17 protein-coding genes are annotated in these 23,432 nt (G+C 69.1%); 13 read left to right on the top strand and 4 right to left on the bottom strand.

Annotation, left to right across the window (positions count from 1 at the left end; all coding sequences use genetic code 11):
• Positions 1–2: 2 nt before the first annotated feature.
• From tssC to JWJ88_RS11085, 11 genes are all read left to right on the top strand, one after another.
• On the top strand, positions 3–1,517 hold the full coding sequence (tssC, locus tag JWJ88_RS11135) for a type VI secretion system contractile sheath large subunit (RefSeq protein ID WP_205295419.1): 1,515 nt from the start codon (positions 3–5) through the stop codon (positions 1,515–1,517).
• Positions 1,518–1,657: 140 nt separating this feature from the next.
• The gene (locus tag JWJ88_RS11130) at positions 1,658–2,146 is read left to right on the top strand and encodes an Hcp family type VI secretion system effector (protein WP_205295418.1); all 489 of its coding nucleotides are present in this window, start codon (positions 1,658–1,660) and stop codon (positions 2,144–2,146) included.
• A gap of 24 nt (positions 2,147–2,170) precedes the next feature.
• The gene (locus tag JWJ88_RS11125; RefSeq protein WP_205295417.1) at positions 2,171–2,917 is read left to right on the top strand and encodes a type VI secretion system baseplate subunit TssE; all 747 of its coding nucleotides are present in this window, start codon (positions 2,171–2,173) and stop codon (positions 2,915–2,917) included.
• Positions 2,917–4,779, top strand: coding sequence for a type VI secretion system baseplate subunit TssF (gene tssF / locus JWJ88_RS11120; protein ID WP_205295416.1), 1,863 nt, complete (start codon positions 2,917–2,919; stop codon positions 4,777–4,779). The genes JWJ88_RS11125 and tssF overlap by 1 nt, the downstream gene beginning before the upstream one ends.
• Complete coding sequence (gene tssG / locus JWJ88_RS11115; protein ID WP_205295415.1) at positions 4,743–5,795, top strand: type VI secretion system baseplate subunit TssG; 1,053 nt, start codon at positions 4,743–4,745, stop codon at positions 5,793–5,795. Before tssF ends, tssG begins: the two co-directional genes overlap by 37 nt.
• The gene (gene tagH / locus JWJ88_RS11110) at positions 5,795–7,090 is read left to right on the top strand and encodes a type VI secretion system-associated FHA domain protein TagH (protein ID WP_205295414.1); all 1,296 of its coding nucleotides are present in this window, start codon (positions 5,795–5,797) and stop codon (positions 7,088–7,090) included. Before tssG ends, tagH begins: the two co-directional genes overlap by 1 nt.
• Complete coding sequence (tssJ, locus tag JWJ88_RS11105) at positions 7,087–7,560, top strand: type VI secretion system lipoprotein TssJ (RefSeq protein WP_205295413.1); 474 nt, start codon at positions 7,087–7,089, stop codon at positions 7,558–7,560. The genes tagH and tssJ overlap by 4 nt, the downstream gene beginning before the upstream one ends.
• 11 nt (positions 7,561–7,571) lie before the next feature.
• The gene (tssK, locus tag JWJ88_RS11100; RefSeq protein ID WP_205295412.1) at positions 7,572–8,906 is read left to right on the top strand and encodes a type VI secretion system baseplate subunit TssK; all 1,335 of its coding nucleotides are present in this window, start codon (positions 7,572–7,574) and stop codon (positions 8,904–8,906) included.
• Positions 8,907–8,915: 9 nt separating this feature from the next.
• Positions 8,916–10,313, top strand: a complete 1,398-nt coding sequence (icmH, locus tag JWJ88_RS11095) for a type IVB secretion system protein IcmH/DotU (RefSeq protein WP_205295411.1) — start codon at positions 8,916–8,918, stop codon at positions 10,311–10,313.
• A complete protein-coding gene (gene tssM, locus JWJ88_RS11090) occupies positions 10,314–13,844 on the top strand; it encodes a type VI secretion system membrane subunit TssM (protein ID WP_205295410.1) in 3,531 nt (1,176 codons plus the stop codon).
• Complete coding sequence (locus tag JWJ88_RS11085; RefSeq protein ID WP_240200246.1) at positions 13,841–14,317, top strand: TagF domain-containing protein; 477 nt, start codon at positions 13,841–13,843, stop codon at positions 14,315–14,317. The genes tssM and JWJ88_RS11085 overlap by 4 nt, the downstream gene beginning before the upstream one ends.
• Here JWJ88_RS11085 and JWJ88_RS11080 read toward each other — a convergent pair.
• From JWJ88_RS11080 to JWJ88_RS11065, 4 genes are all read right to left on the bottom strand, one after another.
• Positions 14,304–16,655, bottom strand: a complete 2,352-nt coding sequence (locus JWJ88_RS11080; RefSeq protein ID WP_205295408.1) for a type VI secretion system Vgr family protein — start codon at positions 16,653–16,655, stop codon at positions 14,304–14,306. The two genes, JWJ88_RS11085 and JWJ88_RS11080, sit on opposite strands and share 14 nt — an antisense overlap.
• A gap of 86 nt (positions 16,656–16,741) precedes the next feature.
• Positions 16,742–19,147 (bottom strand): ImcF-related family protein, encoded by a 2,406-nt coding sequence (locus JWJ88_RS11075; RefSeq protein ID WP_205295407.1) that lies wholly within the window; start codon positions 19,145–19,147, stop codon positions 16,742–16,744.
• Positions 19,123–19,980 carry a M15 family metallopeptidase gene (locus tag JWJ88_RS11070; protein ID WP_205295583.1) on the bottom strand — a complete coding sequence of 286 codons (858 nt, stop codon included), beginning with the start codon at positions 19,978–19,980 and terminating at the stop codon, positions 19,123–19,125. Before JWJ88_RS11070 ends, JWJ88_RS11075 begins: the two co-directional genes overlap by 25 nt.
• Before the next feature lie 88 nt (positions 19,981–20,068).
• Positions 20,069–20,827: a PP2C family protein-serine/threonine phosphatase gene (locus JWJ88_RS11065; RefSeq protein WP_205295406.1), complete on the bottom strand. Its 759-nt coding sequence runs from the start codon at positions 20,825–20,827 to the stop codon at positions 20,069–20,071.
• Positions 20,828–20,944: 117 nt separating this feature from the next.
• Here JWJ88_RS11065 and JWJ88_RS11060 point away from each other — a divergent pair, with 117 nt between their 5' ends.
• Together JWJ88_RS11060 and JWJ88_RS11055 are read left to right on the top strand one after the other, a co-directional pair.
• Positions 20,945–21,532, top strand: a complete 588-nt coding sequence (locus tag JWJ88_RS11060) for an OmpA family protein (RefSeq protein ID WP_240200244.1) — start codon at positions 20,945–20,947, stop codon at positions 21,530–21,532.
• Between the two features lie 117 nt (positions 21,533–21,649).
• Positions 21,650–23,404 (top strand): ShlB/FhaC/HecB family hemolysin secretion/activation protein, encoded by a 1,755-nt coding sequence (locus JWJ88_RS11055; protein WP_205295404.1) that lies wholly within the window; start codon positions 21,650–21,652, stop codon positions 23,402–23,404.
• Positions 23,405–23,432 lie beyond the last annotated feature (28 nt).

The following is a 23,432-nucleotide window of genomic DNA, read 5'->3' as shown; positions in this document are numbered from 1 at the left end:
CCATGGCCGAACAGGAACTCAAGGGCACCGAAGCCGCGCCCGAAGCCGAAGCCGTCGATCTGGACGAATTCGGCACGCTTCTGGAAAAGGACTTTCGCGTCAAGGAACAGGACGACAGCGCCAAGCTGCGCGAACTGGTCGCGAACCTTGCGCTGGCCGCCCGTGAAAAGGCCGGCAGCGCGACAATATCCGGCAATGCCGTGCGCTCGATCAAGTCGCTGATCGCCGGCATAGACGAGTTGCTGACCACGCAGATGAACGAGGTGCTGCACGCCCCCGAGATCCGCCGGATGGAGGGCAGTTGGCGCGGCCTGCATTATCTGGTGAACAACACCGAAACCGACACGATGCTCAAGATCCGGGTGCTGAACATCACCAAGGACGATCTTGCCGACCAGCTTGAGGATTTCGAAGGGCAGATGTGGGACCAGTCGCCCATGTTCCGCAAGCTCTATACCGAAGAATACTCCAGCTTCGGCGGCGCGCCCTTTGGCAGCATCATCGGGGACTACGAATTCAGCCATCATCCCCGCGACGTGGGGCTGTTGCGCAACCTGTCGGGGATCTGCGCCTCGGCACACGCCCCCTTCGTGGCGGCGGCCTCGCCCCGGCTGTTTCGCATGGAAAGCTGGCAGGAACTGCCCAATCCACAGGATCTGAAGATGGTCACCTCGTCACCCGATTACGCGGCCTGGCAAAGCCTGCGCGAAAGCGAGGATGCGCGCTATATCGGCCTGACCCTGCCGCGCGTGCTGGCGCGCCTGCCCTATGGACCGGACACCATTCCGGTCAAGGGTTTCGACTTCCGCGAGGAAATCGACGGCAAGCACGACCACTACGTCTGGATGAACGCCGCCTTCCCGATGGGGGTGAACATCAACCGCAGCCATAAACTTTACGGCTGGGGCAGCCAGATCCGCGGCGTGGAATCGGGTGGCGCCGTCACCAACCTGCCCGTCCATACCTTTCCCAGCGACGATGGCTCGGTCGTGATGAAATGCCCGACCGAGATCGCCATCGACGACCGGCGCGAACACGAACTGGCCAAGCTGGGCCTGATGCCGATCCTGCACCGCAAGAACACCGATGTCGCGGCCTTCCTTGGCGCGCAGACATTGCAGGATTGCGAGGCCCGCGCCGGCCGGCTGGTCGATCCCGACGCGCAGGCCAATGAACGGCTGTCGGCGAACCTGCCCTATCTGCTGCCGGTCTGCCGCTTTGCCCATTACCTCAAGGCCATCGCGCGCGACAAGATCGGCACCTTCAAGGAACGCGCCGACATGGAGGTCTGGCTGTCGGAATGGATCAACCGCTACGTTCTGGCCAATACCGCCATGGCCGATGACAAGGCCAAGGCCAAGCGCCCGCTGGCCAAGGCCGAGGTGCAGGTGGACAGCGTCGAGGGCCGGCCGGGCTATTACGCCGCCCGTTTCTATCTGCGCCCGCATTACCAGCTTGAAGGCATCAACGCCTCGCTTCGGCTGGTTTCGGAACTGCCCTCGGTCAAGGGGCCGTGACGCGCTTTGCCGGGGGCAGCAGCGCCCCCGGCACCGGGCCGGCGGGCGTGCGCGCCGCGTCCGGCCCCTGACGCGGCCCCGACGGGCCACGCCATGTCTGAAACCCGGCTTGCGGAACAGGCCGAACAGGGAGATGTGAGATGGCTTTCACCGGATACCTCAAGATCGACGGCATCGACGGCGAATCGCGCCGGGCCGAACACGAAGGCGAAATCGACATCTGGGGCGCGGACCTGAAAGCCGAGCAGAAAAGCTCGGCCGCGACGGGGTCGGGCCGGGTGCGCGGGCGGGCGACCGTCAGCGACCTGACGCTTTACAAATGGTATGACGCCGCCTCGCCCTATCTTGCGCTGGCCTGCATGCAGGGCAAGGCCTTTCCCGAAATCGTCTTTGTCGCGCGCAAGGATTCGGGCGACGCGCATCTGGACTATCTGACGATCACCATGACCAACTGCCTCATCTCGTCCTATTCGATGACCCAGAACACGCCGGCGCCGGAAACCGACACCATCGGGGAACAGGTCGGCATTTCGTTCGAAAAGATCGCCATCAAATATGTCGTGCAGGCCGACGACCACTCCAAGGGCGACGAGCATGAGGTCGAATATGACCTGATGGCGGCCAAGTGACGGCAGAATGCGCACAGGATCGTCATGGCCAGCCCCCCTCCCGACCGCCCCCGGACCTCGGTGCCCTCTCAGGCCCGGCGCGAGGACGTGCAGCCCAGCCTGTGGGACCGGCTGGTCGACGACCTGCCCGCGCTTTCGGCCGAGATCGCCCGGCGCGAAGCCACGCTGACCGCCCGGCACGGCACCGCGCGATTGCAGGCGCTGCTGTCGGGTGAGGGGCGCGACGGGCTGGACCCGGACGAGGCGCGCGACCTGGCGGCGCTGGCGCAATTGCAGGCCCGGCACGCCACCTTGCGCGAACGCGGCATTCTGGTCACCCCCGATATCCTGCGCGAGGCGGTCCGCCGCGACATCGAGGATCTGTTCGGCATCGAACGGCTGGAGGTGCGCTATCTTCTGACCCCGTCCGAGCGCCGCGCCGCACCCCCCGGTATCGCCGGCGGCGCCGAGGACCCGGCCGAGATGCTCGCCGATTTTCCCAATGTCCGGGCCTCGGTGCTGAATTACGGCGTGCCCGCCTTTGCCGGGCGGCGTGCCGGCGATTTCGATCACGAGGCGCTGGCACGCGAATTGCGCGAGGTGCTGGCGGTGTTCGAACCGCGCCTGCGCCGCGACACGATCCGCGTCACGGTCGAGCCGGGCACCCGCGTGGGCTTGCGCGTGCGCATCGAGGGGCTGTTGCTCATGGCACCGGCCCCCGAACGGCTGCGGCTGCTGACCACCATCGACCTTGATACCGGCGTCGCCGCAACCGTGCTGGAGGAGGGCTGATGGATCGCGCCTTCCTTGCCGCATATGAGGCCGAGCTGGAACATATCCGGGTGCTGGCCGGCGAATTCGCCGCGCTGCATCCGAACGTGGCCCGCAACCTGTCGCTGGATGCCGTCCCCTGCCCCGACCCCTATGTCGAACGGCTGCTGGAAGGCGTGGCCTTCATGGCCGCCCGCACCCGCATGAAGGTCGAGGCCGAGGGCCAGCGTTTCACCGCCGGGGTGCTGGAGGCGCTGTGGCCCGATCTGGCCGCGCCGGGGCCGGCCATGGGCATCGGCGTGCTGCTGCCCGGTCCTCAGGTGCAGGCCATGGCGGGCGGGCATGCCGTGCCGCGCGGCAGCCGCTTTACCGCCGCCGTGCACGAGGGGCTCTCGACCCGTGCCACCTATACCACCGCGCAAGAGGTGACCCTGTGGCCGATCGCGCTTCAGGCGGCGGATTATCTGCCCGGCCGCGGCGCATTGGCGGCAGCCGGCCTGTCCGCGCCCCGGGCCGAGGCGGCGATACGGATAAGCCTGCATGCCACTGGTCCGGCCGCGCTGTCGGCGCTGGCACTGGACCGGCTGGACCTGTGCTTTGCCGGCAGCCCCCGCGCAGCGCCGCTGTTCGACGCGGTCTTTGGCGGTGGGCTTGGGGCATTGGCGCGTCCCGCCCGGCCCGGCGCGACCGCCCGCACCATCGCCCCGCCCACCATGGTCGGCACCGATGACGACGAGGGGCTGACCCCGCGCCTGCGCCGCAGTTTCGAAGGTTTCCGACTGCTGCGCGACTATTTCCTCATGCCCGAGCGTTTCCACTATCTGCGGCTGAACGGGTTGGCCTTGGCCGTCCGGGAATGTGGCGAAGGCATGGCGCTGGAGCTTGCGGTGCCCCTGCCGCGCCCCGAACCGCTGCTGGAGGGACTGGGACGGGACGATTTCCGGCTGTTCGCCACGCCGCTGGTCAACCTGTTCGAAAAGGAATGCAATTTCGTCGAACTCGATGCACGCGCCACGGCGCACCCGGTTCACCCCGACCGCGCCCGCACCCGTGACTTCGAAATCTATCGCCTGATCCGCGTCGCCGATGCCGACCGCGAGGGCGAGGATGGGCAGCTTTGCCCCGTCCACGCGCCTCAGGCGCCACGCCACGCCGGTCCGGTCTGGTGGGCCGAGCGCCGCCCCCGCCGTCCCGCCACCGACGAAATCCGGCGCGGTCAGATGCGCAGCTCTTATGCGGGGCATGATCTGTGGATCTCGGTCTCGCGCGCGGGCGACCGGATGCCGCATCGGCTGGACATCCGCGCGCTTTGCACCAATCGCGACCTGCCGATCCTGGACGATACGCCCCGCCTGACGCCCGAGGGCGGCGAGCCGGTGATGCGCGTCGACCTGATCGGCCCGATGCGCCGGCCGCAGCCCGCGCTGGCCGGCGCGCCGCCAATGGCCGGACAAAGCGGCGCGGCGGGACGCGACGATCTGACCTGGCGGCTGGTGGCGCAGCTTGCCTCGGGCTATCTGTCGCTGGCCGAGGCGGGAACCGACGGGGCACCGCTTTGCGCGCTGCTGGCACTTTACGCCGATCGCGGCGATCCGCGGCTGGCCCGCCACGCCCGCGCCGTCGCCGCCGTCTCAAGCCGCCCGGTGGTCGAGCGGCTGGACCTGCCCGGCCCCCTTGCCTTCGGGCGCGGCACCGAGATCACGCTGGACATCGACGAGGCCCCGCTTGCGGGGGCCAGCCGGCTGCTTTTGCCGGCGCTGCTTGACCGGCTGTTCGCCCGCCATGCCTCGATCAACGCTTTCGTGCGCACCCGCACCCGCCTTGTCCAGAAACAGGAGGAGATGTCATGGCCGATGCGACCCGGCCTGCGCGCCCGGATCTGACGCGGGGGGCAAGCGATAACCCGCCGCTCCCCCCCGGCATCGAGGCATTCGAGCTGATGCGACGGCTGGAATCGCCCGCGCACCGCTTTGGTGATGCCGGCGGCGCCGGGCAGGAACCCGCGCGGCTGGGGCAAGAGATCCGGCTGGGCCCCGCCGCGCGCGAGGTGGCGCGCTTCAGCCCGGCCGAAAACGGGACGCCTGCCCACATTGCGTTGGAAATCACCGGGCTGTTCGGACCCGAAGGCCCGATGCCGCTGCATCTCAGCCGCCGCATCATGGAGCGCATGTCCGAACGGTGGTTTGCCGGCGGCAGCTTGCCCGAACCCGGCGCGGATCGCGCTTTTCTGGAGTTCTGCAACCTGCTGCAACACCGGATGATGGCGCTGTACTATCGCGCCTTTGCCGATGCGCAGCCCGCAGTCGCCGCCGATCATGGCCGGGAAGGCCGGCTAAGCGGCATGGTCGCCGCGCTGGCGGGGCTTGGCCTGCCCGGCACCGCCGAGGCGATGGACGATCCCGCGCTGGCCCTGCGCCATGCCACCGGGCTTGCCAGCCAGATCCGTGGCCCCGAACGGCTGGCCGCGATGCTGTCGGACCTTTTGGCCGCGCCGGTGCGGGTGGTCGAATTCGCGCCGCATTGGCAGGACATCCCCAAGGCGCTGGCCAGCCGTCTTGGCCGCGCCCATGTGGGGCTGGGCCGCGGGGCGATGCCGGGTCCGCGAGTCTATCAGCCGCAGGCCCGGGCCGAGATCGTCGTCGGCCCGCTGACCCTTTCGCAATACCGCGCGCTGATCGGGCACGAAGCCCCGGCAAGGGCAGCACTGCGCCGCCTGCTGCGCTTTGTCATGGGCGAAGAGATCGGCTTCGACCTGCGGCTGGTTCTGGCCGCGCCCGAGGTTCCGGCAGCCACGCTGGGATCGGGCGTGGCGCTGGGTCGGACCGGCTGGCTTGCGGACAGGACCGCACGCAACCGCGACGATCTGGTTCTGCCGCTTGATGAAAGGCAGGCCGCCTGATGACCCTGCGCCTCACCCTCCTGTCCAGCCCGGTGCCGCAGTCCCAGACCGAATTGCGGCTGGACGCGGGCCGGGCGGTGCTGGGACGCGAGCCGGGTTGCGACTGGCTGATCGAGGACCCCGAGATGTTCGTCTCGCGCCGCCATTGCATTGTCGAGGCGACAAGCGACGGCTGGACCGTGACCGACACCAGTTCGGGCGGCGTGTTCATCGACGGCGCGGCCGAGCCGCTGGGATCGGGACGCGGCACCGCCCTGCGCGACGGGATGCGGTTGCGGCTTGGCGATGTGGTCCTGAGCGTCGGGCTCGGGCCCGGGGCGCAGTCAGGGGCGCAGATGGGGGCACCGCCTGCCGATCAGGGCATCGGGCTGGACGCGTTTTTTGCCACGGGCGAGCCTGCCGCGCCGCCTCCGCCACGCCCGTCCGACCTGCCCGAACCCTTTGAGCGGACGACCGGTCGGTTCGCCACGCCGCAGCCGCCTGCGCCGCCTGCGGGTTTCGACGACCCGTTCACGCTGGACCCGCTGCCCGCCGCGCCGTCTGCCGCGCCGCCCGGTCCGGTCCCGCAGGGCAACGATTGGGACTGGGGACCGACAGGCGTGACCGCGCCGGATCGCCTGCCGCAAAACACCCCAGCTAATCCCCTCGCCCCGCCGATTGCCGATCAGCCCACGCCCGACCCGCAGTCGGTGGCCGTCCCGCGATCGTCTCCCCCGCAGTCGTCGCCCGATGCTGCCGCCGCCTTTCTGCGCGGCGCCGGGCTGGAGCCGGCCGACTGTGACGAACCGGACCTTGAGGCGCTAGGCCGGCGCTATCGGATGCTGGCGCTGGGGCTTGTCGCATTGCTGCGCGCGCGTGCCGAGGAAAAGGGATCGCTGCGCGTCGCCCGCACCACCCTGGGCGCGGCACAGGTCAACCCACTGAAATTCCTGGCCATGCCCGACGAGCAGGTCGGGGCGCTGATCGCCGCGCGCGGGGCGGGCTATCTGGACCCCGACGACGCCATCGCCGAGGCGTTCCGCGATCTGGCCGACCACCGGATGCGGAGCTGGCAGGGGTTGCAGGCCGCGCTGCGCCGCATGATCGACCGTTTCTCACCCCAGGAAATCGAGGCGGAGCTGGCCGATGCCGGACTGTTGCGCGCCTTGCTGGCCGGCGGGCGCTCGGCGCTGCTGTGGGATGCCTATGCCGCCCGCTGGGCCGAAATCGCCCGCGCCGCCGAGGACCGCTTTCTGGGCGAGGTCGGCGCCGAATTCCGCGATGCCTATGAAACTTCTGACAGGAGCGAGCCATGACAAGCATCTTTCCCCACATTACACGCCGGGCCACGCTGGCCGGGCTTGGAACGCTGGCACTGACGGCGGCCTGCGGGGGGCCGCAGGGGCCGGGGGTGGTCAATCTGGCCATGTCGGCCTCGGCCGGGGTCAATCCCGGCCCCGATGGCAGCGACCGGCCGCTGACCCTGCAAATCCTGCAATTGCGGGGCACGGCAGGGTTCGACGCGGCCGATACGCTGGCACTGCAAGACCCCGCGGCGGCGCTTGGGGCCGATCTGGTCAAGGCCGAGACGGTCACGCTGGCCCCCGGCGGCACGGCGCAAAAGGCGCTGGTGCTTGATCCCTCGACGACGGCCGTGGCGGTGGTTGCGGGCTATCGCAGCCCCGCCGGCAAGACCACCCGCGCCAAGGCCGCCGTGTCGCCCACTGCGACGACCAGCTTTACCGTTACCGCAGGGCCGGGCGGCATCGTTCTGGCACCAGCCTGAAGGGAAAGCGCATGACCGAAGGCAGCCGCGTCGTCTGGTCCGAGGGCCTGTTCCTGCGCCCGCAGCATTTCCAGCAGCAGGACCGCCATGTCGCCACCCAGCTTCGCGCCTTGCTGCGCGCATGGCCGCAACAGGCGTGGGGTTTTGTCACGCTGCGGCTGGACCCTGCGGCGCTGGAGGCCGGCCAGATCGGCATTGCCGAGGCCGAGGGGTTGTTCCCGGACGGCACCGCCTTTCGCATCCCGGCCGATGCCGCGGCACCACCCCCGGTTTCGGTCAGCCGGGCCACGCCCGCGGGCGCGGTTTTGCTGGGCGTGGCCCCCCGCCAACCCGGCGCGGCGGCGATCGACCCCGCCCATGCCGAGCCGGGCGGCGCACGCTGGCGCGGCGAATGGACCAGCCTGCACGACGAAATCCGTGGGGGCGCCGAACCGGCCGAAGTCGAAATCGCGCGGCTTTCGATCCGTCTGTTCCTGCCGGGCGAGGCGACGCAGGGTGCAGTTACCCTGCCGCTTGCGGGGATCGAGGGGCTGGCCGCCGACGGCCGTGTCGCGCTGACCGAGGGCTGGCTGCCCCCGGCCCTGACGCTGGGGGCCGCGCCATGGTATGGCGGATTGCTGAAGGAACTGGTCACCGGGCTTGACCGTATCATCGAGGCGCAGGGCAGTATGGTGCTGGGGGGCGCCGGCCGCTCGGTCGAAAACCTGCTGATCCTGGAACTGGCCAACGCTGCCCGGCCAAGGCTGCAACATATGCTGGCGCAGGACCTTGCCCACCCCTCCCAGCTTTTCGCGGAACTGGCCGGGCTGGCCGGGCAGATGGCCACCTATGGCTCATCGACCCGGCGTCTGTCGCCGATGCCCGATTACGACCATGCCGACCCGCAGCCGGGCTTTGCCGCGCTGGCGGATGTGCTGCGCTCGCTGATCCTGTCCCTGCGCCATGTCGAGCCGAAATCCCGCGCCCTGCCGGTGGCCCGCCACGCCCAGAACGTCTGGAAGGTGCGGATCGACAATCCCGAGATCCTGCAAAACAGCCGCATCGTGTTGCGTATCGGCTCGGACATGTCGGACGAGGGGCTGATGCAACTGTTCACCCGGCAGGTCACCGTGGGCGCGGCGGACGAGTTCGAGACGCTCTGGACCTCGCGCCTGCCCGGCATCCCCCTGCGGCCGCTGCATTCGCAGCCGCGCGAGATCCCCTATGACGGCGACCGGCTGTGCCTTGAGCTTGACCGCAAGTCAGAGCACTGGGGCCGCCTGCAATCCTCGCCCGGGTTTGTGCTGGGGGTGTCCGGCAAGTTGGACCGGGAACCCGAAATCGACTGCTACGCGGTCAGCAGATAGGGGCGGGCGATGGGCGGCGATCCAAACGATCCCTTCGGCCTAGGCGACCCCGGACGCACCCGGATCCGCCCGCTGGGCGCGGGTCGGCCGCAGCCGTCGCAACCCCCGCCCGACCACGCCCCCGAAGTGGTGCGCCCGGACTGGCAAGCACCCCCCGGGGCCGCGCTCTCCGACCCCGCGCCGCATGCTCGACGGGGGCGCGCGCATCCCAATCCGCTGGTCGCGGCCCATGCCACGCTGCTGGAGCTTGCCCCCGAACTGGAGCGCGCCAATCCCCCCGCCCGCCCCGAGGCGCTGCGGGCACGGCTGCAATCGGTGCTGATCGAGGGGCGCGACACCTCGGTCGCCGCGGGCGTGCCGCTAAGCCGGGCCGATCAGGGCGCATGGTTCGTCGCGGCGCTGCTGGACGACCTTGCGCTGAACACCCCATGGGGCGGGCAAAGCGACTGGCCGCGCCAGCCACTGGTGACGCAGATGACCGGAGAGGTCGATGCCGGCACCCGCTTTTTCGACCGGCTGGATGCGCTGATGCGCAACCCGATGGCCGAGCGTGACCTGCTGGAGCTGGCCTGGCTGTGCCTTTGTCTGGGCTTTCGCGGCAAATACCGCGTGCAGGGCGGCGCGGGGGAAGGCGCGCTGGTGGCGCTGCGCGCCCAGATCGCCCGGCTGCTGCGCGACCCGGAACGCAACGCCGCGCCGCTTTCCCCGCATGGCGCGGGGGTGATCGCGCCCGACACGCCGCGCCGTTTCGCGGTGCCGTTGTGGACGCTGTGGCTGGGGGCACTTGGCCTGATCCTTGCGATCCATACCGGGCTTTCCGTGCATCTGTCGGGCAGGGCGGAAAGCCTGTTCACGCAGGCTGCCGGTCTGCCGCCGCCTGACCGCGCGGCGATCTTCCGTCCCGTGCGCCAATCCGTCGAGGCGCCGCCCGAACTGCCGGCCACGGTGATCGACCCCTTGCTGCCGGCCTTTGAGACCGCCCTGCCCGCCGCCCTGCGCCCGGCGATGAAGGGGCGCGAGACCTCGGGTCTGGTCGTGCTGGTGGTGCAGGCCAGCGATCCCGAGGTGTTCCGCTCGGCCAAGGCCAGCCTGAACCCGGTTTACGAACCGCTGGTCGACACCATCGGCAAGACCGTCGTCGCCAACGCGCATCGCATCGGCGCGGTCGCGGTCAGCGGCCATACCGACAACGTGCCGGTGCAGGCGCGCAATCCCTTTGCCTCGAACCAGGGGCTGTCCGAGGCGCGCGCCGAAACCGTGGCAAAGGCCCTCGCGGCCGCGGGCGTCCCCGCCGAGCTTATCAGCGCCGAGGGCCGCGCCGACACCCAGCCGGTGGCCGACAACGCCACCCGCGACGGCCGCGCCCAGAACCGCCGGATCGAGATCCGCATCGAAAAGAGGCAATAGATGCGTATGATCAAGACCATATTCCGGTTTTTCCTGTCGCGCGGGTTCTGGACGTTCGTCGGGCTGGCGCTGCTGGCGGCGGCGATCTGGTTCTATGGTCCGCTGATCTCGGTCGGCGAGGCGGCACCGCTGGAAAGCCCCGAGGTCCGCGCGATCTGTCTGGGCGCCATTCTGGTCCTGTGGCTGCTGATCCTGCTGCTGGGGCAGATGCGCGCCGCGCGGCGCAACCGCATGTTCGTCACCGAACTTGCCGCGCCGCAGCCCGCGCCCGAAACCCCCGATGCCGCCGCCGAGATCGGCAGCAAGTTTCACGAAATCCTCGCCACGCTGGGGCATTCGCGGCTTGGCAAGCGGCGCTTCCTGCGCGAGATGCCCTGGTATGTCATCATCGGCCCGCCCGGCACCGGCAAAACCACGGCGCTGCGCCAATCGGGGCTGAACTTTCCCATCGCGCTCAACGACGACCTCAAGGGCGTCGGCGGCACCCGGAATTGCGACTGGTTCTTTACCGAAACCGCGGTGCTGGTTGATACCGCCGGCCGCTATACCGACCAATCCAGCGAGCCGGAGCGCGACGCGGCGGAATGGGCCGGGTTCCTTGACCTGCTCAAGAAGCATCGTGGACGGCGGGCGCTGAACGGGGTGATCGTCACGCTGTCGCTGGACGAGCTTTTGGGCCCCGAGGACGCCCTGCGTCGCCATGCCCGCGAAATCCGCAAGCGCCTGACCGAGATCGCCGAGCGGCTGGAAATGCAGTTGCCCGTCTATCTTATGCTGACCAAGGCCGACCGGCTGCCGGGCTTTGAGGCATTCTTTGGCGCGCTGACCTCGCGCGAGCGGGCGCAGGTCTGGGGGGCCGCCCTGCCGGTGGACGCCCTGCCCGAGCCCGAGGCGATCACCCGCGAACTCCGCAGCCTCGCCGCGGTGCTGGAGGGGCGGCTGGAGGGGCGGCTGGCCGAGGATGCCGACCTGCCGCAACGCGCCGCCATCTTTCGTTTTCCAGCCGAGTTCGAGCGGCTGGAGCCACCCCTGCGGCTGCTGATCGACACGGCCTTCGGCGAAAGCCGCTATGAACAGGCGCCATGGCTACGCGGGTTTTACCTGACCTCGGCCACGCAAGAAGGCTCGCCCCTCGACCGGATGCTAAGCGGAATGGCGGCGGGGTTTGGCCTTGCGCCAGCGCCGATGCAGCATCGCGCCATGGGCGAGCGGCGGTCGTTTTTCCTGCACGACCTGCTGGCCCGAGTGATCTTTGGCGAGGCGGGACTGGCGCTTTTCGATCCGCGCGCCGAGGAACGCCGGACATGGCTGTGGCGTGGTTCGGCCGCAGTGGCGGCACTGCTGGTGCTGTTGGCTGGTCTGGGCTTTCTGTTCAACACCATGCGCCAGTCCGGTGCGGTCGCGGATCAGCAGAGGCTGCTGGCCGATCTGTCGGGGCGATTGGCCAATGCCGCCTCGCGTCAGGCCCCGACCGAACCCTTGGACATGCCCGTTGCCCTTGACGCAATGACCGAGATCGAGGCGGCGCAGACACCGCTGCCGGGCGGCGCGCTGGCACTGATCGGCCCCTCGGCCGCGGCCGAGATCGAGGGCGCGGCCCGGCTTGCGCAGGAACGCGGGCTGCGCAACCTTTTGGAACCGCGCATGGTCGCCTTTCTTGAGGCGACGATGTGGCGGCAGATCCGCGACCCGGATTTTCTGCTGGGCGCGCTGAAAGCCTATCAGATGCTGACCGGGCTTGGTCCCTATGACCGGGCGTGGCTGGCGGAATGGTGGCAAGAGGTGCTGCCCCGGTTTGCCGCCGAAACCCCCTTTCCGACCGAGGCCGCCCGCGTCTGGCAACTGGCCGCGCTGGAACGGCTGGGCCATGACGAAACCCGCATCACCGCCGACCCGCAACTGGTCGAGGCCGCCTTGCAGGCGATCTGCACCGTGCCATTGTCCGTGCGCACCTATCGCGCGCTGATGTCCGAACCCGAAATCGCCGCCCTGCCCGACTGGGTCCCGGCGGAACATGCCGGGCCCTTGGCCGGGCAGGTGCTGACCCGCCTGTCGGGTCAGACGTTGCGGCAGGGCATTCCGGGTGCGTTCACATGGCAAGGCTTTCACGCCACGGTCCTGCCGCTGCTGCCCGGCATGGCCGAGGCGGCGTTGAACGACCGCAAGGTCTTTGCCGGGGGTTGCGCGGAAAGCGCCGATGCCTCGGCCGGTTCGCTGCAAGCCGACATGATGAAGCTTTACCAGGACGATTTCATCACCGCGTGGGAAGGGTTTCTGCGCGATGTGCGGCTGGCCCCGATCCCCGACCTTGCCACAGCCACGGCGAACCTCAAGGACCTTGCCAGCCCCGACAGCACGCTCAAGCGGCTGCTGAACGCCGTGGTTGCCGAAACCGACCTGACCCGCGCACCCGAACAGGGCGACAGCCCCGAGGTCAATCCGGGCGTGCTGAAGAAGGTGGCCGGCAAGCTGGGCCTTGGCGCCGCCGCCAAGATCGGCACCAAGGTCGCCGCCGTCGCGCGCAGGCCGGGCGAGGCCGAGCCGCCTGCCCCCGGGGCCGAAATCGCCCGGCATTTCGCGCCGCTCAAGGCCATCGTGGCCGAGGTTGACGGCAAGCCACCGTTGCTACTGGACGCCGAGACCGCGCTTGGCGCCCTGTCGAAAGAGCTTTTGACCGTGCAGGCCAGCCCCGATCCGCAAGCGGCGCTGCTGTCTCGGGGCGGGCTGCCGCAGTTGACCGGCGACCTGCGCAATGTCGCCGCGACCCTGCCCGATCCGGTGAACGCATGGCTGGGCGCCATCGCCGGCGACACGATCAGCGTCACGCGCGAGGCGATTCTGGCGCAATTGAACGCGCGCTGGCGGGCGGATGTGCTGCCCTTCTGCCGCACGGCGACGGGCGGGCGCTATCCCTTTGTCGCGGATTCGGCCATCGACGTGACGGTCAGCGATTTCCAGCAGCTTTTCGGACCGGGCGGGCGTTTCGACACCTTTACCAACGAAACGCTGGCACCCTATGTGGACACCAGCGCGCGACCTTGGCGCTGGCGGGCGGATCTGGGTCTGGACGCCCGCACGCTGACCCCGTTCGAGCAGGCCCGGTCGATCCGCGACGCGCTGTTTCCGGGCGGCGCCGGTCCGGTGATGGCCTTCACGCTGGAGCCCAAGGACCTGACCCCCAACGCCGCGCGGGTAACGCTGAACGTGGACGGGCAAAACCTGGTCTATTTCAACGCCGCCGCCCGGCCGATACCGATGACATGGCCCGGCAAGGATGGCACCAACCTGATCTCGCTCAGCTTCATGCCAGTCGATGGCTCGGGCGAGGCGATCAGCACCGAAACCGGCGCATGGGCATGGCTGCGGATGATCCGCAAGGCTGGCCTGTCCCGCTCGGCCCAGCCCGAGGTGTTCGGCCTGCGACTGGCCATCGGCCCCTATGCCGCCAGTTTCGAGCTGCGCGCGGCCTCGGTCGAAAATCCCTTCGATCTCAGCATGTTCGGCGCGTTCCGATGCCCGGAGGCCTTTTGAGCCCGCAGGCAGGCTTTTGGGGAAAACTGCCCGGTCGCGGGGATTTCGTCGGCCGCGGCCTGCCCGACGCCTTTCGCAGCCGCTGGGATCGCTGGGCCGCCGCGCATCTGGCAGGGCGCGAGGGTTGGCCCGAAGGTGGGCTGCGCCTGCGCATCGCCTCGGGCGGGCGGGCGGCGGTGGGGCTGGTGCTGCCCGGCCGCGATGCCGTGGGCCGGCACTTTCCGCTGGCGCTGTTCCTGCTTGCCGATACCCTGCCCGACCCGGTCGCGCTGGAGCCGTGGTGCGAGACCGCGCTGCAATCCGCCGCCGAAGCCGATCCCGACGCGCTGTGGCAGGCGCTGACCGCCCTGCCCGTCCCCGCCGGGGCGATGCAGGCACCGCCGTTGCTGTTGTGGCGGCGCGGCCAGCCGGCACTGATGGCCGATGCCGGCGCGCCGGGGCCTGCGCTTGCTGCGATCTTCAGTTCAGGTTGACCTTGGAGCCCTTGACCGAGGTTTCGCCCGAGGCCGTCACGTCGATCTTGCCCGAGCCCTTGATCATGATGTCCTTGCCCTCGATGGTGATGGTGCCGTCTTTTTTCAGCACGATGGCCGCCGATCCGCAGGTGAGCGAGATCGAATCCGCCGCCAGGATGGCCAGCGCCGCGCCCACATCCAGCGCCATCTTGCCGCCGACCTTGTGCAATTCGTCCACGCCGACGGTGGTGGCGCGCTTGCCGGTCACGTCCAGCGCGCAATCGCCGCCGATCTTCTCGGTGCGGTTGCCGCCGGCCGAATGGTCGCGATTGCCGTTGACCTGCACCGTCTCGTTCCCCGTCACAGAGGTGGTCCGGTTGCCCCCCACCGTCCAGCCGTCGTCCGAGGCGATCGCGTGGTTTTGCCCGGCCTGCACCGTTACGGCCCGCGCGCCAACGATGGTGTTGGTCTGCGCCGCGCCGACATTGCGCGTCTCGGTCGCGGCCACGCTGTCCACCCGTGCCGCCTTGACGGTGATGGTCTGAACGCCGCCGACGGTCTGGCTGTGCGCCCCGTCGATGGCCTCTGACGAACTGGCGGCGACATGGATCGTTTCGGTCGCGCCCACATCCAGACTGCGATGGCCGCCGACCTTTTCGGTATCGTCCACGCCGATGCTGACCTGACGGTTCGCCACGACCGAGGTGAACTTGTCGTTTCCCACGCTTTCACGGCGGTCGTTGCCGACGGACTGGGTGGCGTCATTGGCCACGTCCTCGATCCAGTCATGGCCGATGCGGCGGGTTTCGTCGTTCTTGATAAGCTCGTTGTGATCCTTTTGCGCCTGAAACCAGACCTCTTCCGCGCCGGCCTTGTCCTCAAATCGCAGCTCGTTCCAGCCACCCCCGCCGGGCGAGCTGTTGGATTTCCAGCCCGACTGGGTGGCATTGCCGGGCAAGGCATAGGGCGGCACCTGCTCGGCGTTATAGACCCGGCCTGTGACGATGGGCCGGTCGGGATCGCCGTCAAGGAAATCCACGATGACCTCCTGCCCGATACGGGGGATCTGGATAAAGCCCCAGCCCGCCCCGGCCCAAGCCTGGCTGACGCGCACGAAGCAACTGGAATGGGCATCGCGCCGGCCCTTGCGGTCCCAGAAGAACTGCACCTTTACCCGCGCGTGTTCGTCGGTATAGATCTCGGCCCCCGCCGGCCCGACCACCACGGCGGTCTGCGGCCCGCGCATCGGTCGGCGTGCCGTGCGGCGTTCGGGGCGAAAAGGGATGCGCGCGGGTGCACAGACCAGCCGGACATGATAGCCCAAGGGATCGCGCCCTTCTTGCCCCGCACGCTGGCCGGCGCGGACCTGATCGTCCCACATGCGATAGCTGGCGCCAAGCACCAGATGGCGGTCGTTTTCAGCCTCGCGTGGGAAACCGGTCAGGGTAAAGGTGCATCCCGGCACCAGGGGCCGGGCGGTGCCCTCGGCCACGACCCGCTCGAAGGCGGCCTGCGCCTCTTGCAGCCGGATGCCGGCCAGATGCTCGCCCCGCCCCAGATCGACATGGCGGCCGGGGTAAAGATAGGCTTCGCGCCGGTCGCCGGCATGGCCTGCGGGCTGGCTGGCCGTCGCCATCAGGTCCGACGACGGTTTCAGGAAATCGTAATCGGTCTGCGCAAAGGCCCCGATCCGCACCGAGGCGCGCGGCACCCAGCCGGTCAGGTAATCGCCTTCGCGCGGGGCATTGGGACTGTCGGGTTCATAGGCGATCTCCGAAGCCCCGGGCGCGGGTTTCATCGCCGCATTGGCATCGGCCAGCACGGTGACATGACCGTCCTGCGCGTGCCGGAAGAAATAGAATATCCCCTCTTCCTCCATCAGCCGCTGCAGAAAGGCGAGGTCGCTTTCCTCGAACTGGACGCAGTAGTCGCGGGGCGGGTAGCTGCCCTCCAGCCGCTTGTCCAGCACCACGTCGGGATAGGCGCGCAGCACCTCTTCGATGATGTCGGGCACCGATTGGTTCTGGAAGATTCGGTTGTCGGTGGCCAGACCGGCAAACCACAGCGCCGGGCGCAAGAGCAGCCGGTAAAAGGCGAAGTCGTCGCGGATCTCGGTCAGGCCGAATTCGGCAACATGACCGTCGAAGTGCCGCGGCTCGCTGTCCTCGGGGCCTTTGACCTGAATGGTGGCGCGGGTGCCCAGCACCTCGGCGGCCTTCAGATCCAGCGTCTTGGCCGAACAGCGCAGCTCAAAGGCGAAGGGGGTCGAGATTTCCTCCTCGCCCTCCATGCGTTCGAAGGTGACGGGCTCGCCGATGGCGGGGATGGTGACGGTGATCTCGCGGGCGGATGACATGCTGACCTCCTGCCTCCGGGGCGCGGGGGGTGATGCCGCCGGATATCGGTTCAAGTATGCCGCAAGCCGGGCGGATTGGCGAATGATTACAGCACCTGCGGACAGGCAAGGCCCGCCAGCAAGCGCCGGGCCGACAGCGGATTCAACGGCCGCTCGAACCCCATCTCCAGAAACAGCCGCGCGTTCTGGGTGCGCAGGTCGATCAGGAAACGCCGCCCTCCGTCGCGCTCGCGCAGCCGCAGGGGTCCCAGCAGACGCATGAGCCCCCAGGGACCGGGCTGCTGCAACCGCGCCGCACCCTCGGGCGTGGCAAAGCTGACCTCGACCCCGGCAGCGGGATCGGCGCCCGGCCAATCCAGCACCACCGCATCGCCCGCCGCACCAACCGGCCCGCCCTGGCCGCCGACAAGCAGCGTGGCGCGGCCCCGTTCGGCCAACGCCGCGGCCGAGATCTGCAGCCCCGGCGCCAGAGCCGCCCCCGCCGTCAGCGCGCGCTGCAAGAACGCGGCGCTGTCGGGGCTGAGCCCGGCAAAGCGCGCCTCGGGTTTCCAGCGCCATGGCTCCGCTTCGCGGTCCAGAAGATCGGCGGCCCGCGCCGCCAGAAAGCGGTCCACCGCCCCGCCCGGCCCGATCAGCGCGGCAATCGCGGCCGGATCGGCATCAGGCCCCTCGGCAAAGGGAAAGCGACCGGCCAGCGCAGGGGCGCAAAGCGGCAGCACCTCGGTCTGCCATGCGCGGGTCAGCGGGTTGGTCAGGTCGCTGGCCTCAGCCGCGCCGCTTTCGGCCAGCGTATCCTCGACCAACCTGCCGATCAGCGGCGGCGCATCGCGCAAGGCCCGGATCGAGCGCGCCCGGGCCTGCACGCTCAGCAACCGGCGCTGCGCATCCGCCGCATCCGCGTCCATCGCGCCCAATGCCACGTTCAGCTCGGCAAACAGCGCGGCGATCTGCGCGATCCGGCCGCTTTCGACATATTGGATCTCGGGGCCGAAGCGCACGGCCGTGGCAAGTTGCAGGTCGTGCGGGCGGCTGCGATCCGTGCCGCCCACCTGTCGCCAGACCTCGGCGATCAGCGCCGCCAAGGGCGAATCCGGCTGCGACAACGCCCCCGAGACAAGCACCGCCCGCCGCCGATCATCAAAGGATCGCAGCCGCAAATCGCCCAGCCAGTCCTGCCAGATCTGCAATGTCGCCATCTGCAACAGCGCCATCACCCGATCGGGGCTGTCGTTTTCCGTGGCGGGCGCGTGGGGAAACAGCGCCGCACCGGCCTGCCTTGCGGATTCGACCGCCAGACCCGCACCGCGTGCCCGCGCCATTTCCCAGCCGGCAGCGGTGTAAAGCCCCGGGATCGGCCGGTCGAGCGGCAGACCCGAGCGACGCCCGGCGATATCCGCCAAACCCGGCAGCGCCTGCAACGGACGCCAAGGGGCCAGCCCCGCCGCCTCGGCCGAGCGGCGCAGTTCCAGAAAGGCGCGGTCGGGTTCGGATGCCTCGGCGGCCAGACTGCGCGCCTGCGCCAGAAGTTCGGCATCGGGCGGCGTGATCGCGGTCTGGGGACGGCGCGGCATCGCCAGCAGATGCGGCCCAAACCCGGCCAATCCGGGGTCGGCAGCGGCGCGATCCTCGGCCCAGCCGGCCAGCCAGGCGGGTTGCCAATCCGCCGCGCCCGTCAGGATCGACCAGGCGCGCAGCGTGTCATAAGCCGCCGCCGGCTCGCCTTCGCCGGCCAGCGCACGGTCGATTGCGCGCGCCAACGCCGGGGGTAAATGACGCTCGCGGGCGGCGGCCAGCGCGTCCTCTGCACGGCTCGCGGCATCGTGCCCGGTCAGCCAGCCCAATGGCCGCACCCGCACCCGCGCCATGCCCGCCGCCACCTGCGCCTGCGCCAGTTGCAGCCGGTCCAGCCGCACGCCCAGATCGGCGAACACCGCATCGCGGTCCAGCCCCGCCGCCACTGCCTGATCCTGAAACAGCCGGTCGAGTGCCCGGCCTTGCCCGGTTTCGACCCAAAGCGCCCATCCGATAGCGGCCAGAAGCCATGCCCCCGCCAGAACAGCCAGCATGCCGCCCCAACCGGCAGGCCGGCTGCGGTCCAGCCTTTGCCGCCGCGTCTCGGTCCGGGACAGGCAATCGGCCACCAGTTCGCGCACCGGATCAAGCTCTGGCCCACCGCGACGCAGCGCCTCGGCAAGGCTGGCGCCATCCATGGCGCCAAAGCCCCGCGCGGCACCTTGCCAGCCCGGCAGGGCCGGATTGGCCGCGCCGGCGTCCTGCAAAAGCAGTGCCAGCCCGGCCCGCGCCGCCTGCGCCGCCTGCGGCGGCAGGCCCGCGCGCAGCGCCTCGGTCTCGAAACGCTCCAGCAGCACCCGGGCATGGCCGGCCAATGCCGCCATATCCTCGGTCACCCAGGGCAGGCGGTCGGCATAGGCCAGCACCGGCTGGGCCAGCCGCCCGGTCGTCCCGGTCAGAGCTTCCCCTCGGCCTGCCATTTGCGCAGGGTCTCCTCGCCGACCTCGAAATGCATCGAATCCTCGCGGCTGTTATAGGCGGCACCCCAGAACCAGCCCTCTTCGTTGAAATATTCGGCCAGGATCAGCAGGCCGAACTGCGTCGCTCCATCGGCAAAGGGATCAAGCTGGCCTTCCAGCGTGATGTCGATGGCCGTGCCCCAGGAGTGGTTCGAGATCGACCGCGTCGAGCCCCGGATCAGCCGCGCGCAAAGCCCCCCCGCCGTACCCAGCTTGGCGTGAATGTCGGGGTCGCTTTCCCGCAGCCGTTCCAGCACCCGCGCCAGACTGTCCAGCGCGGGCCTGAGCATGGTCACGGTGATCGGCCCGACCTTGCGGGTCTCGATCAGCGCCTTCAGCCGGGCGTCCGTCACCGGCTGGCAATCGGTGTTGTAGCTGTCGCGCGGCGGGCCAAGGATCGCCAGCATGGTCGCATTACGCGGCTGGGTGATGCCCTTGTTAAAGCGCGACTTCGCCAGCCGCATCTGCTCGGTCAGGGCCTCGGTTTCGGGCGGGCTCTCAAAATCCTCGCCGCCCAGATCGGAGGGCGGCGCAAACTGGGGCGGGGGCGCAACCGGGGCGCGATTTGCGATCAGACTCAGATCGTCGCGCAGTTGCGCCAGATCGGCACGCAGACCCTGACGTTCCACCAGCGCCTCGGCCAGCGCCTCGCGCAGCACCGCCAGTTCCGCCTCTTGCCGGGACAGGCGCAGCTCGGTCGCCTGATCGGCGCTGTCCAGAAACCAGGTCGTGACCGCAAAGGCGATGGCGCCGATAACCACCCCGATCGCCACGATGATCGGCGCGGCCAGCATGCCGGCCCGCTGCGGAGCACGCCCCGCCCGTCCGGGCGAAAGGCTGCGCGCGGGCGGGGCGGTCGGCGGGATGGGACGGCGGCCCATCCTAGCCCGGCCCGATATCGACCACGATGACCGAGACATTGTCCGGCCCCCCGCCCGCCAGCGCCTGTTGCAAAAGCCGGGCACAGGCGGCATCGGCGGGGGTGCCGGCCGCAGCCAGAGCCATGCCGGGCCGGGTCGCCTGCAACGTCTCGGCCAGCGCGGGATCGGTCAGCACATGCGTCAGCCCGTCCGAACACAGCAGCAAGCGATCCCCGGCCGCCAGATCCAGCGCGGCGAATTCCGGCACCGCCCCCGCCCCCACGGCGCGGGTGACGATATTCGCCTGCGGGTGATCGCGCGCCGCCTCGGGGGCCAGCCGACCGGCGTCCACCAGTTCCTGCACCAGCGAATGATCGCGCGTCAGCCCCGCCAGCCGGCCATCGCGCAGCAGATAGGCGCGCGCGTCCCCCGCCCATGCCAGCGTCAGCCGCCCGCGCCGGATGACCGCCGCGACGGCGGTGGCGCCGATCACCGCGCCCTCGCTTTGGCCCCGCGCCGCGATCAGCGCATCCGCCGCCGCAAAGCGCGCGGTCAGGGCGGCCATGGGTTCTTCGCTGTCGGCGAGGGTTTCCAGCGCATCGATCACCCGATCCGCGGCATAGCCGCCCAGCAGGTGCCCGCCCATTCCATCGGCCACCGCCCAGACCTGTCCCGAGGGATCGACCAGTATCGCATCCTCGTTCTGGTCGCGGATGGCGCCGCGATGGGTCAGCCCCGCCCCCCTGACGGAAAGGCCGCGCCGGGTCGTCGGTCCGCTCACTGGGTGATCCTTTGCAGGCAAGAGAGCCTCACTAGGAATATTCGCGCAAGAATTGAAAACAACTCTAGTTTAGCGTAAAACAATCTTACAGGGATGCAGTTTTTTACGGTGATTCCAATGCTGCGGACTGGCCTAGCCATATTGTCCGGCATTTGCCTTCTGGTCGGTTCCGCCCAGGGACAAGAGCTGACCGAAGACCAGATCCTGCAACGCTTCGACGCGCAGCGCGAGATGTATCGCGCCACCGTGCAGGGCCAGAAGACGCGCGGGCTGGATATGGTCACCGTCACCCAGGGCGGCGAGCCGTCCACGACCGAACCCACCTCCGACACGACGGCAGGCACTGTGGTCTTTGGCGAGTTCGCGCCTGAGCTTCAGGTCAATATCGCCGTCCGTTTCGCCTTCGATTCCGCTACCATCACGCCGGACCAGCACCCGCTGCTGGAAAAGATGTGCGGAGCCATGCGGCAGTCGGACGTCGATCTGTTCCGTATCGTCGGCCATACCGACGCCAAGGGCAGCGACAGTTATAACGAAAACCTTTCCAAGCTGCGCGCCGAAGAGGTGCGCCGCTGGCTGATCCAGGATTGCGGCATCGCCGCCACCCGGCTGGAGGCGCTTGGCATGGGCAAACGCTTCCTGGCCAATCCCGCCGATCCGGCGGCGGCCGAAAACCGCCGGGTCGAGTTTCAGGCATTGAGTTGACAGACCAAGGCGCCGCCCAAGACGGCGCCACTTATACATATGACCAAAATGCGTCCGACGACCTGACGAAACAGGGCGACATCCATGTCGCCGCATTGCGCGGGGGAGGCAAGACAAGTGACACTTGCAAGACGCGGCATTCGCCTGCCATGCCCGGCAGCCTCGGTCATGGCGTTTACTGCCCTTGCCATGCTGGCTCTGCCTGCCGGACCCGCGCGGACCCAGACCGCAAGCCAGATCACCCAGGACAGCTATCAGCCGCCGATGCAGCGGCTGTCCGGCGCGGTGGTGTTCAGCGGCTCGCCGGGACTGGCGGCACCGCAGGGCGCGGACCGCCTGTCGATCCAGCTTGCCGATGTCCGGGTCGAAGGCGCGCTGCCGGGCAACGAAGCCGAGATCGCGTCGCTGCGCCAGCGCCTGATCGGCAAGCGGATCGCCGTGTCCGAGATTTTCGCCGCCGCCTCGGATCTGGAGGCCGCCTATGTGCGCAACGGTTATGTGTTGTCGCGGGTGGTGATCCCGGCCCAGACGCTGGAGGACGGCGGCGCGTTGCGCCTGACCATCGTCAGCGGCTTTGTCGAAAAGATCGACACCAGCGCCGCACCCCCTGCCCTGCGCGCCCGTCTGGATGCCATGACCGCGCCGCTGATCGACCGCCCGACGCTGCGGCTGCCCGATATCGAGCGGCGGCTTTTGCTGGCGGGCGACATGTTCGGCGTCGCGCTGGGGTCGGCGCTTTCCACCGGCGCGCGGCCCGGCGGCACGGTCATCATCCTGAATCCGCAATTCCGCTCGGTCACCGGGTTCGTGGGGCTGGACAACAGCTTCTCGTCCGAACTGGGGCGCTGGAACCTTAGCGCCGGGGTCGAGCTGAACAACCAGCTCGGCCGGGGCGAGGTGTTCTATCTGCGGGCCTCGGGGCATCCGCAACTGGGCGACGAAGGCTATCTCAGCGACCGGCCGCAACTGCGCACCCTTGCCGGGGGGGCGGTCTTTCCGCTGGGGAATGACGGGTTGACCTTTGGCGTCGAGGCCGCCAACTCCAAAACCGGGCCCGACAGCGGCGCGGTGGCCACGGCGTCGGATTTCGACCGGCTGTCCTTGCGGCTGTTCTATCCGGTGGTGCGATCGGTCAAGCGCAATATCTCGGTCACCGGGGCGCTGGATCTGCAACGCGATCGGCAGGATCTGGAAACCAGCGTCGGCGATTTCGGGCTTTACAAGGATCGCACCCGCGTCCTGCGCCTGACGGGCGAAGGGAACTGGCAGCTTTCGGACAACAGCGCGCTGCGCATGGCGGCGGTCCTGTCCGTCGGGCTGAACGCCCTGGGTGCACGCACCGCCGCCGACGCCACCCCCGCCATGCCCCTGTCGCGCGATGGCGCGGATGCGGATTTCCACAAGCTGGAACTGTCATTTCGCTATGACCGCGACTTTCATCGGGACTGGAGCCTCGCGCTGTCGGGGCAGGCGCAAAGCGCATTCGGCGATCCGCTTTTGTCCAGCGAACAATTCGGCATCGCCTCGACCGAGGGGCTGTCGGCCTTTGACCTGGGCAGCCTGTCGGGCGATTCCGGCTGGTTCGTGCGCGGCGAGGTGGCGCGACATTTCCCCACGCAAGGGCTGGGCCATCCGGTGGTGGTCAGCCCCTATGTCTTTGCCGCCGTTGGCGCGGTCAATCTGGAAAACCCTTCGGCCGACGAGGCCGCGCGGACCAAGGCCACATCCTTCGGCATAGGTGTCGATCTGCGGCTGATCCGCGACCCCAGCTATTCCTCGGCGCTCGTCAGGTTCGAATATGGCAAAGGAAGCAGGGACGATGGGCAGGAAGACCCCGAGCGTTTCACGATCATCAGCTCGTATCGCTTCTAGTTCCGGGCGCAGGCTTTGGGCGGCGCTA

It is taken from the genome of Paracoccus methylovorus (assembly GCF_016919705.1).
Taxonomy (GTDB): domain Bacteria; phylum Pseudomonadota; class Alphaproteobacteria; order Rhodobacterales; family Rhodobacteraceae; genus Paracoccus; species Paracoccus methylovorus.
Note: the sequence above shows the minus strand (reverse complement) of the source record. Positions and strands in the feature narration are given on the sequence as shown.